Below are 10,829 nucleotides of genomic sequence, written 5' to 3' on the forward strand. Positions count from 1 at the left end.
AGATTTCAGGATTCTTCTCTAGAATGGGTGCGGTTAGCTTGTGTCCACGATCAAGAAAGAAAGATGAGTACGAACTTATTTACCATGGCTCAGGGCGCTGCAGAGAAAAAAGACGATGCAGTCGAGTCCGTATCGAGCTTCTGGAACGACGAGAACGTTCAGCTTTGGCTTATCGAGCGGCCTATTCGCATCGGCCTCATTATCATTTTGGCCTTCATTGCGCACTGGGCGCTGCGCCACCTCATCAACCGACTGGCGAAAAACAGCATTAAAGCCTCCACCCTCAAAAAGCCCAGCCGCAGCCGCAGCAGGTCTGCGGAGAACGGCCAACCGGATGACACCCTGCGAGAAACCAGGGAGGCGCGCCGCGCCTCGCGCATTAAGACCCTCGCCGGCGTAGGGCGCTCGGCGGTCGCCATCGTGGTCTGGGTTTCTGCCGGCATTGCCATCCTGGACGAGTTGGAAGTCAACGTCGCCCCGCTGATCGCCTCAGCCGGTGTTATCGGTGTCGCCCTCGGCTTCGGTGCACAGGAACTGGTCCGAGACTTCCTCTCCGGTATTTTCATGCTCATTGAGGATCAATACGGCATTGGCGATGTCATTGACCTGGGCAACGGCGTCTTCGGTGACGTCGAGTCCATTTCCCTGCGCATTACCACCGTCCGCGATATCGACGGTGCCCTGTGGTACGTCCGCAACGGCGAAATCCTGCAGGTGGCTAACCACTCCGATGAGTACTCCGTTGCCCGCATCCAAATCCCTGTCGGGCTATCCAATGACCCAGAGGTTGCCGGCGAGGTCATCGACAAGGCCGTCAAGGATGCCGTCAAGGACGAAAAGATCCGCAAGATGGTGCTCAGCACCCCGCGCATCGACGGCATGTCCAAGTTCGAGCCGGACTATGTCTCCTTCCGCGTGTCCACCAAGACGCTGCCGGGCCGCCAGTGGGACGTCCAGCGCTTTGTCCAGTCCCGCGTCCTCAATGTCATGCACGCAGAGGGCATTACCACCCCGTATCCACACGGCATCGGCATTGCCAATCCGCACAAGGGAGACGATGCCTAAATGAATTCCGTCTATGAAGCCATCGGTGGCACCCCTACCTTTGAACGCCTCGTACATGGCTTTTATGACCAAGTCAAAGAAGACGACGTAATTGGCCCCATGTACCCGGATCAGGATTGGGAAGGCGCGGAACAGCGCCTTACCTGGTTCCTGATTCAGTACTGGGGCGGTCCCCAACACTTCTCCGAAAACCGCGGCCACCCGCGCCTGCGCATGCGGCACGCAACCTTCCCCATCGATATGGAAGCCCACGATCGCTGGCTCGAGCTGATGGGAAAATCCCTCGATAGCATCGAGGAAGACACCATCCCGCCGGCATATCGCACCATGATTTGGGACCACATGCAGCGCGTCGCCGCCATGCTCATCAATAGAGCTCCTTAACTTTTCAACTTTTTGTAGCGCTGCCTGTGCAAGGCGTTACAAGCTGCACGAAGAGGCCCGCGCACTTCCACATTAGGTAAGTGCGCGGGCCTCTTTTACTGTGCGCTAGCGCCGGGTTAGTACTGCCGGATGCTTAGTCTTTCCAGTCGAAAGCCTGGCGTACCGGCTCAGATACCAGCTTGCCCCCGCGGGTCATCACGCCGGAGCGAAAACCTGGGAAGCGCTCGATCGCGGCATCCAGGTTGTCGTTGGCCACCGCGCGGACATACGGCAGCGTCGCCGAGGCCAAGGCGCGGGCCGAAGTATTGGCCACCGCACCGGGCATATTGGCCACGCAGTAGAAGAGGGTGTCGTGCACCTTGAAGGTCGGTTCGTCATGGGAGGTCTTGCGCGAGTTCTCGAAGCAGCCGCCCTGGTCGATGGCGACATCGACAAGCACCGCACCCTCCTTCATCTTCTTCACGGTCTCCTCGCGCACCAGCTTCGGTGCCGCAGCGCCTGGAATCAGGACGGCGCCAATGACGAGATCGGCCTCCTCCAGCTCCTTATCCAGAGTGGATGGGTCAGAGATCAGGGTACGCACGCCGCCGGCGTACTGGTCATCAAAGCGCTGCAGGACGTGTGGATCCACGTCCAGGACCGAGACTTCTGCGCGCAGACCGTGCGCCATGGCCACGGCGGACGCACCTACCTGGCCGCCGCCGATGACCACCACGCGCGCAGGCTGGGTGCCCGGGATGCCAGAAACCAAGAGGCCGCGGCCGCCCTGGGTGGACAAAAGGTGGTGCGAGCCCTCGATGACGGCCAAGCGCCCGGCAACCTGGGACATGGGGGTCAAAAGCGGCAGGGTGCCGCGGCGGTCCGTAACGGTTTCATAGGCAATCGAGGTCGTCTTTGATTCCGTCAGCGCCTCCGTCAGCGGGCGATCCGCTGCCAAGTGCAGGTAAGTAAAGACGGTGAGATCCGAGCGCAGGTACTGGTACTCGGACTCGAGCGGCTCCTTTACCTTCAGCAGTAGCTCGGCCTTAGCCCACGTCTCGCCCGCAGAATCGACGATGGTGGCCCCTGCCTCTACGTACTCCTCATCGGGGAAGGACGCGCCTACGCCTGCGCCCGATTCGATGAAAAGCTCGTGCCCATCAGTAACCAAGGTCCGCACCTCGGTTGGGGTGAGGGCAACGCGGCTTTCATTATTCATGATTTCTTTGGGTACAGAAATGCGCACGGAGGTTCTCCTTCATGTGTTGGTTACAGAGGCGAAAATTTACTTCTCGCTGTCAGGTTAACGCAGAATGAGAAGGAGAATATAAGTTTGTGCGTATTTCACGAACGGGGGTGGCAGCTAAGATCCCGCTTTCCCAGATACCGCAGTGTATAGGGTTAAAAAGGCGCACAACGGGAATTCCCACCACCCCCGACTATTGGGTTATAGGTATTACAACCTGTTTGTTTTAGGCGGTGAGATCCCAGATTCGGGGAGTAATTACAGCACGGATAGCCGCGTGGAACGGTAAATGCTGCCAAACGGCGCATCAAGGCGCACCCACCGGCCAAGGCTCGATACACGCAGGTGTCGCGGAATATCCATGGAGGCAGAAAACCCCGGGATTAGGCCCAGGTTGGTGCAGGCGAAGATCATCCGCATCGGAATTTCCACCGTTTGGCCGTTGCCCTCAACCGTGACCACGGTCTGATTAAGCAAGCTAGGTGGCGGGCCCATGGGCCCAGAAAACTCCCGGGCCAGCTTCTGCCCTTGATCCGAGAGTTCGCGAACTACCGTCACCGGCAGGGTATCCACCACGCTAAAGCCGGTCGCCGGGGGCAATGCGCCCGGCCACGACGCATCGCGGGATGGGCCGAGTTCCATAACGCCGGTGCCATCGTTTTTCGCGAGCTGTTGCTCCAGCGTCTCGGCGGACACCACTGCCCCATCGCGAGAGACTATCCCCTGAACGCGACGGGAGGCGACGACCTCGAAGGGGGTGGTGACGAAGGCGTCAACGACGTCATCGGCAAGCTGGCGCAGACGCACCGACGCATTCGCGTCTACCCCAACTGCGCGCGCAAGAAGGGCCCGTAAGCCAGGTCCTCCGCTGCGAACTTCAAGCGACTCGGTGACCATGGCTAACGGGCCCTACCTTTCTTCATGTGCCTAACGCGCCACTTAGGAGGCGCTCATCTGCAGAATATCCTTTTCCTCATCCGTCAGCGGGCGCGGGGTGTGCTTCTTCTTATCAATGACAACCTGCACACAGTTCACCGTGGCCGCTACCTCCCCAGCAGCGGTCTTGACCTGCTGGGACGTGGTAAAGGATGACGAACCAATCTGGGAAACGGAGGTTTCCACGATGACGTGGGCATTGCCCTCAAAGGGAATCGGCCGCATATAGTCCACGTCGAGATGACGCACCAAGGCCATGAAATCGATGCCCTTGGCATAGATATTCTCCTTGGCAAAAGCCAAGCGCGCCTCCTGGGCAACCTCAATATAATTGGCGTTCATCATGTGGCCGTACATATCGAAATCGCCCCAACGGGTGGGCACTTGGTGGGTATGCGCGTTATCGGTCGCCATCATTCTCCTCAGGGATTATCGGGTGAGCTTGCGGTGAGTTACGCGAGAAGGACGGGCGGCGTCTTCTCCCAGACGCTCCACCTTGTTCTTCTCATAGTCACCAAAGTTACCCTCAAACCAGAACCATTGCCCCTCGGCAACGTTGCCTTCCCACGCCAGAATGTGGGTACAGGTGCGGTCCAAGAACCAGCGGTCGTGGGAAATAACAACGGCACAGCCAGGGAACTTCTCCAAGGCGTTTTCTAGCGAACCCAGGGTTTCGACGTCCAAGTCGTTGGTTGGCTCGTCAAGAAGGATAAGGTTGCCGCCCTCTTTCAAGGTCAGCGCCAAGTTCAGGCGGTTGCGCTCACCACCGGAGAGCACCTTCGACGGCTTTTGCTGATCCGGGCCCTTGAATCCGAACGCGGACAGGTATGCGCGCGATGGCATCTCGTTTTGGCCAACGTGAATATAATCCAGCCCGCCGGAGACGACCTCCCACACGGTAGCTTCTGGGTCGATATTCTCGCGGTTCTGGTCCACGTAGGACAGCTTGACGGTCTCGCCGACCTCAACGGAGCCATCATCCGGCTCTTCCAAACCAACGATGGTCTTAAACAGCGTGGTCTTACCCACACCGTTCGGACCAATGACGCCGACGATGCCGTTGCGCGGAAGGGTGAAAGACAAGTCCTTGATCAGGGTGCGATCGTCGAAGCCCTTGACTAGGTTCTTTGCCTCGACGACCTTGTTGCCCAAGCGCGGCGGCGTTGGAATCTGGATTTCCTCGAAGTCCAGCTTCTTGTACTTCTCCGCCTCGGCAGCCATCTCTTCGTAGCGCTCCAAACGCGCCTTGTTCTTGGCCTGGCGAGCCTTGGCACCGGAGCGCACCCATTCCAGCTCGTCCTTCAAGCGCTTGCGCAGCTTGGCGTCCTTCTTGCCTGCTACCTGGAGGCGCTCTTGCTTCTTGTCCAGGTAGGTGGAGTAGTTACCCTCGTACGGGTACAGCTTGCCGCGGTCCACCTCGCAGATCCACCCCGCGACGTGGTCCAGGAAGTAGCGGTCGTGGGTGACGGCTAGGACGGCACCTGGGTAATCTGCCAAGTGCTTTTCCAGCCACTCCACGGACTCGGCGTCCAAGTGGTTGGTGGGCTCGTCCAAAAGCAGCAGGTCCGGCTCCGTCAACAGGAGTTTGGCCAAGGCCACGCGGCGGCGCTCACCACCGGAGAGGTTGGTCACCGGGGCATCGGAAGGCGGGCAGCGCAATGCCTCCATCGCCTGCTCGATCTTAGAATCAACCTCCCATGCATCGGCTGCATCCAAGTCTTCTTGCAGCTTGCCCATTTCTGCCATGAGCTCATCGCTGTAATTGGTCGCCATTTCTTCGGCGATTTCCTCGAAGCGCTGCTTCTTTTCAAAAATATCGCCGAGGCCCTCCTCGACGTTGCCGCGCACGGTCTTTTCTTCATTCAGCGGCGGCTCCTGCTGCAGGATGCCCACGGTAGCGCCCGGGTCGAGGAATGCCTCACCATTGGAGGGCTGATCCAAGCCGGCCATGATCTTCAGAATGGAGGACTTACCGGCACCATTGGGGCCGACCACACCAATCTTGGCGCCCGGGTAGAACGCCATCGTGACATCATCAAGGATGACCTTATCGCCAATTGCCTTGCGCACGTTTTTCATCGTGTAGATGAATTCGCCCACTTTTACCCCTTTGCAAAAATTTGGGAGACGTATTTATCTACACAAACACTACATCAGAATGCGTGCCTAGGTGCCTCGGGTCGGGCGAACCCGAGGCGGATGGCTGGCGCTATGCATGCACGGTTTCGGCGGTCTCCTCCTCTTGCGTTGTCACTTCCTCGCCCTCTGGGGCTGCCGCACTATTTCCCGCTTGGATGCGGTCTGCAGCGGTATCGGCGGAGGTATCGCCCGGCGCGGAGTTATCTACGTCTGGTTCCACCTCATTATCGCCAAGCTCAGGGATGGCGATGTTTTCCTGGTTATACTGCGGCGCCAAACGCTTTGCGCCGATCACGTGGCGGTTTAGGTCCAGGCCCACATACTGTGCCTTGATAAAGGTGCGGTAGTGATCCTTGCCCTCATCATCGCGCCATTGATCGGAGACGATCGAGCCGCAGACCAGTAGCGGCATGCCCTTGGCCAGGGATTTCTTGACGTTGATGGCAAATTGGTTCCACATTTCCACGTCAATAAAGAGGTGGTCTACATCGCGCCACTGCTGCTGGCCGCGTTGGGTTTCGGCGTCGGTACCGGTATCGGCGGGGCGATCAGGAACGCGCCGGGATGATGCGATGCGCAGCTTGGTTTTATATGCGCCGGTCGAGGTCTTGGTCAAGATCGGATCTTGGGTAAGGCGGCCGGTTAGCATCACTGGGTATTGAGACATGGTGCTGAAATTCCTTTACTAGGTTGTGAGTTCGCGAGTGGTATGTCCCCCGCTCGCCTTCACATCCTGCTGCCGCAGCGCAACCTGCACCATGCCGTGCCGCCCAGCGCTGTGGATAACTTGTTGTTCCCCTCAACAAAGCGGCCCCAGGATGGTCACTTTCGGGTGGGTTATCCACAGGTGGGCAATAAATTAGTGCCCGCGGAACCCGCTTTCATCGCCGTGGCTCATGTCCTCCAGCATCGCGTTATAGCGGGCGAGCTCAGCGTCATCGTCAGCCTCCGCCTGCACATCGTGGCGCCGTGCGGTCGCGCGGTCATCGCGCAGCCAATCCAAGAAGAGCTTGCCAAAGACAATAACCAAGGGGAATTGGCCAAAGCCCCAGGCAATGCCCCCGCCCACGCGCTGATCCTGCAACAAATCATGATCCCAAGGCAGCTCGAGGTACTGATAGAAGTCGAGGCCAAGCACCGTTTGCAGCTGCATCAGGTAGACGCCGGCGAAGAGGTGAAAGGGCATCGACAAGAAAAGCATGCCAAGCCGGAAGGGCGTGGAATGACGCTTAGGCAAGGGATCTGGGCCAATGACCTCCCAGAAGTAGAAGTAGCCGGAAATGAGGAACACGTAGTTCATGATGAGGTGGCCGGCGTGCTCCGAAATGGCGAATTCGTACAGGCTCGGGAAAAGATAGAGCACGTAGAGGAAAAAGAGGTACTGCGCCAAGTTCACGAAGGGATTGGTAATGACCCGCACGAACTTAGATTGGGTCAGAGCCAAGGCATAATCGTGCGGGCTCGGCTGCCCCTTTGGACCCGGCTCGTAGGCCTCCATGACCAAGGTGACGGGCGCGCCTAGCACCATGAGCAGCGGAATGGTCATGGACAAAATCATGTGCACCAGCATGTGGATGGAATACATTGCGGGCATGTACAGGCCGAGGCCGGTGGACATGACAAGCGTAAGGCCCAGCGAGCCGACCATAAACCACGCAGTGCGCCCCTTGTCCCAGCTCAACCCACGCTTGTGCACGCGGTAAACGCAGTAGCCATATGCCGCGGCCAAGAGCAGGCCAATCGTGCCAAACATGATGTCAAAGCGGAACATCGTCCAGATATTGAATACCGTGGGTGCCTCATGCAGGTTATAGCCCATGAGGATCTGCATCGAGCTCAAGTTCGGATCCCGCGGTGGCGGCGGCACGGTGCGCCCCAGGGTGATGGCTACGCCAATCGTGCCCGCCATGACCGCGAGCTCCACGATGGCGATGCGGATAAAGAGCCGCGGGTTTTTATCTAACTGCGGGATGGTGAGTTCGCGATGGATAAGCCCCAAAATGCCCAGCAGGATGGTGAGCACGAACTTGGTGATCAGGATAATGCCGTAAGGCGATTGCGGCAGGTCCGAAATATCCATCCGGATGAGCGTATTGATTAGGCCGGATACCGCCAGCACGACGATGGCCATGAAAGCGATGGCGGAATAACGTTTGACCGCGAAGGTGAGGTTCGGGCCCAAGCGCCGGCCGTGCGCGATGAGCGCCATGAGACCGCCCCCCCACAGCATCACAAATACCAGGTGCCACAGCAGCGAGTTCGTGCCGTAATCGTGATCGCCGCCGGTCGCAGAGTGGCCCTCAAGGCCGATGGGGACTACTTGCAGGATGGACAGCAAAAGCAGGGCCGGCTGCATGGCCCAGGTGCGGCTGAGGCTGCCAATAATTCCCACGGTAAGGGCGATGAGCACCGCAATTCCCCACACGATGGTGGAGGAAATCTCCGTAAAGGCCATTTTCAGAATGGTCAGGTTGAAGACCTTAAAAAACGGCGTGCCGGTCAGGTCCGACATGATCATCGGGATTTCTACCAGCCCCACGGCCGCAACGCCGAAGGCCGACCACGTACCGGTGCGGGCGGCGATATGGCCATCAACCGATAATGGTGCCCCAATGAGGGAATCGTTGTCCCCGCGCGGGGCGATGAGAAACGACGAGGCCAAAAAGGACCCCACAGAAAGCGCCATCAATAGCCACGCCAACCCACGGAACAGCGGCAGGCCAAAGGTGGTAATTCTCCCGGGGTCCGGAATACCCAAGGCCGCCAAGGAATCCGCCAATAAGAACAAGGAAATGAACCCGGCGAGCAAGCCAGCAAAAAGCATTGCTGCAATAAAAATCCCCCAGGAAGGACGGGGTTTTTGCGTTCCAGACTGCGTGCCTTTGACCAGCTTATTGACCATAGCTCGCATTCTATAGGGCCACCCTAATGCAAAGCGAACGCATATTTTCTCCCTGGATGTGCCATGATAGGACTTATGGACACCCGTCAACTTCTTTATTTCCGTGCCGTTGTAGACAATGGGTCCTTTACCCATGCCGCCGCAGCCCTCGAAATGACCCAGCCCTCCCTGAGCCTTTCCATCCGCAAATTGGAAAAGGAGCTCAATACCCAGTTGCTGTCCCGGGGTCGTTCAGGCGTAACCACCACGGAGGCAGGTGATTATGTCTATGACACCGCCCTTAAGGTCGATGCCCTGCTGGCCGATGCCCAGCGCCACATCAGCGAAATCACCGGCGATAACGCCAATACCGTCTCCCTGACGTCGTGCCCCATTTTGAACTGGGAATTTACCCCTTCCATCCTCTCCGAGCTCACCGAAATCCACCCCTCAGCTCGCATTAGCCTGGATGATTCCACCGCGGCTACCGCCATCAAGCGGCTCTTAGAGGGCCAGGTGGACCTCGCGCTCTTGCCGACGTCCGACCCCAAAGCCTTCATTCGCCGCTACTCTCCCGAGCTGACTATCCACGACGTCGCCGAGTTCGATTACACCCTCGCGGTGCCAGAAAGCCTGGCGCACCTCCCCTCCCCAGTCTCTTTGCGGGACTTGCGCGAGGAAACCTGGCTGGTGCCTCCCCACTGCCGCGAGCTTCCCGGCATGGCGGAGCTTTACGATGAACTGTGGGAGAACCACCCCTCCTACAAACCGAATCACATTCAAGACGTGGCATCGCTGCACGCTGCCATTCCGATGATTTCCAGTGGCTTTGGCATCAGCTTCATGCCGCGGTGCGCCCCCGCGCTGCACCCGCAGGGTATCGCTTCGCTAGCGGTCAAAGAGGAACTTCCGAGCTTCCACGCCATCGTTGCGTACCGCTCCGACCGCGAATTGACCCCAGCCGCCCAAGAATTGGTCGGAATTCTGCGCGCGCACAATTCCGTCCGCCCCCTGGCTTAGAAATCACCGTGGCCGTGGGCTAATATGAGTGTGCTGTCCAGCCCCCATAGCTCAGCGGATTAGAGCAGTGGGTTTCTACCCCATGTGTCGCGGGTTCGAGTCCTGCTGGGGGCACCGTGTCATGAGTCGCGACATGCTTGACAGGTCAGTCGCGACATCGTTGACAAACCGGCATCTCAGTTGTTTTTGTTCTGGGGTGCCGGTTTTTCGTGTATTGGGTCCAGGAGTGGGTCTCCTTTTTTCCAGTAGGGCTTTTGGTAGTCGCGGGCTGTGTCGATGTAGTGCTCGGTGATTATTTCTGCGGTCGCAGCTAGTGATGTGGTGACGTGATTGTCGGCGATGACCATGAGGATTTTTTGTTTCTTGAATGCGCGCCCGATGCCTAGGTGGAAGAGTTTGCCGGCGTAGCGGACGGTGACTTTGCCGTTGTCCCAGACGATGTCTTTTCTGGTGCGCCATTCTTGTGTGGGATTGTCGTTGGGGCTGGCTTTTGTGCCGGTGGTGTAGCTGTGGTGTGGGGTATGTCGTCCTAGTGCGCGGTGTGGGCGTGTGGTGTTGTAGTAATCGCGGAACTCGTCGAGTAGTTGTTGCAGGTCAGCAATGGTGTGTGCGGCTGGTCGGGCGGCGAGCCATTTTTTGAGTGTTTGGTGGAATCGCTCAATTTTTCCTTGGGTTTGCGGGTGTCCTGGCCGTCCGTTTTTCTGTTGGATTTTGTGTGTGGTCAGGACTTTTTCAAAGGCATTTCTCCCGCCTTTGCGCCCGGCTAGCCGGGCGGTAAATACTAAGCCGTTATCGGTGAGAGTGGATGCTGGCGGGCCGTATGTGTTGATAAGGCGGGTTAATTCTTGTGCTACCTGTGGGCCGCTAAAGCCGGCTCGTGCGGTAATAGATAGCAGGTAGCGGGAGTGATCGTCGAGGAAATCCAGCACGTCGACGCGAGTGTTATCTGCCAGATAGATGTAGGTGATATCAGCCTGCCAGCATTCATTGGGCATGGCGGCCTCAAAGCGGACAAATGAGCTTTTAGGCTTCTTCTTCGGCGCTGGGGTGATAAGGCCTTCAGCGTTGAGGATGCGGCGGATTGTCGATGTTGATGGGCTGCGGGAGAGTGTCTAATGGTTTGTGTGTAGGTTCCCAACCTGCATAAGGAGATAAGCCAGAATGACTAGTGTGGCACGA

9 protein-coding genes, 1 tRNA gene and 1 pseudogene are annotated in these 10,829 nt (G+C 58.2%); 4 read left to right on the plus strand and 7 right to left on the minus strand.

The features are described from left to right. Positions 1–63 precede the first annotated feature (63 nt). Together ABRP86_RS06735 and ABRP86_RS06740 are read left to right on the plus strand one after the other, a co-directional pair. Positions 64–1,065: a mechanosensitive ion channel family protein gene (locus ABRP86_RS06735; RefSeq protein WP_349863252.1), complete on the plus strand. Its 1,002-nt coding sequence runs from the start codon at positions 64–66 to the stop codon at positions 1,063–1,065. Then, a complete protein-coding gene (locus tag ABRP86_RS06740) occupies positions 1,066–1,449 on the plus strand; it encodes a globin (protein WP_005277863.1) in 384 nt (127 codons plus the stop codon). It begins immediately after the preceding gene. 133 nt (positions 1,450–1,582) lie between these two features. On the opposite strand, the gene ald is transcribed toward ABRP86_RS06740, so the two are convergent. The 6 genes from ald to ABRP86_RS06770 all read right to left on the minus strand — a co-directional run bounded on the left by ald (position 1,583) and on the right by ABRP86_RS06770 (position 8,660). After that, positions 1,583–2,674, minus strand: coding sequence for an alanine dehydrogenase (gene ald, locus ABRP86_RS06745; protein WP_349863255.1), 1,092 nt, complete (start codon positions 2,672–2,674; stop codon positions 1,583–1,585). Between the two features lie 258 nt (positions 2,675–2,932). Beyond that, complete coding sequence (locus ABRP86_RS06750) at positions 2,933–3,571, minus strand: DUF8185 domain-containing protein (protein ID WP_349863258.1); 639 nt, start codon at positions 3,569–3,571, stop codon at positions 2,933–2,935. A 42-nt stretch (positions 3,572–3,613) separates the two neighbouring features. Then, on the minus strand, positions 3,614–4,027 hold the full coding sequence (locus tag ABRP86_RS06755) for an acyl-CoA thioesterase (RefSeq protein ID WP_034659036.1): 414 nt from the start codon (positions 4,025–4,027) through the stop codon (positions 3,614–3,616). A 12-nt stretch (positions 4,028–4,039) separates the two neighbouring features. Continuing rightward, a complete protein-coding gene (gene ettA / locus ABRP86_RS06760) occupies positions 4,040–5,710 on the minus strand; it encodes an energy-dependent translational throttle protein EttA (protein ID WP_005277855.1) in 1,671 nt (556 codons plus the stop codon). Positions 5,711–5,819: 109 nt separating this feature from the next. Further along, positions 5,820–6,416: a single-stranded DNA-binding protein gene (locus ABRP86_RS06765; protein WP_349863260.1), complete on the minus strand. Its 597-nt coding sequence runs from the start codon at positions 6,414–6,416 to the stop codon at positions 5,820–5,822. A gap of 192 nt (positions 6,417–6,608) precedes the next feature. Further along, the gene (locus ABRP86_RS06770) at positions 6,609–8,660 is read right to left on the minus strand and encodes a bifunctional copper resistance protein CopD/cytochrome c oxidase assembly protein (RefSeq protein ID WP_502880308.1); all 2,052 of its coding nucleotides are present in this window, start codon (positions 8,658–8,660) and stop codon (positions 6,609–6,611) included. 66 nt (positions 8,661–8,726) lie between these two features. On the opposite strand from ABRP86_RS06770, the gene ABRP86_RS06775 reads away from it, so the two are divergent. Both ABRP86_RS06775 and ABRP86_RS06780 read left to right on the plus strand, forming a co-directional pair. After that, positions 8,727–9,650 (plus strand): LysR family transcriptional regulator, encoded by a 924-nt coding sequence (locus tag ABRP86_RS06775; RefSeq protein WP_349863264.1) that lies wholly within the window; start codon positions 8,727–8,729, stop codon positions 9,648–9,650. 40 nt (positions 9,651–9,690) lie between these two features. Beyond that, positions 9,691–9,764, plus strand: a tRNA-Arg gene (locus tag ABRP86_RS06780). 62 nt (positions 9,765–9,826) lie between these two features. Here ABRP86_RS06780 and ABRP86_RS06785 read toward each other — a convergent pair. Further along, positions 9,827–10,753, minus strand: a pseudogene (locus tag ABRP86_RS06785) (integrase core domain-containing protein); the annotation flags it as partial. Positions 10,754–10,829 lie beyond the last annotated feature (76 nt).

Origin of the sequence: Corynebacterium sp. KPL3927 (genome assembly GCF_040225835.1) — a bacterium.
GTDB lineage: Bacteria > Actinomycetota > Actinomycetes > Mycobacteriales > Mycobacteriaceae > Corynebacterium.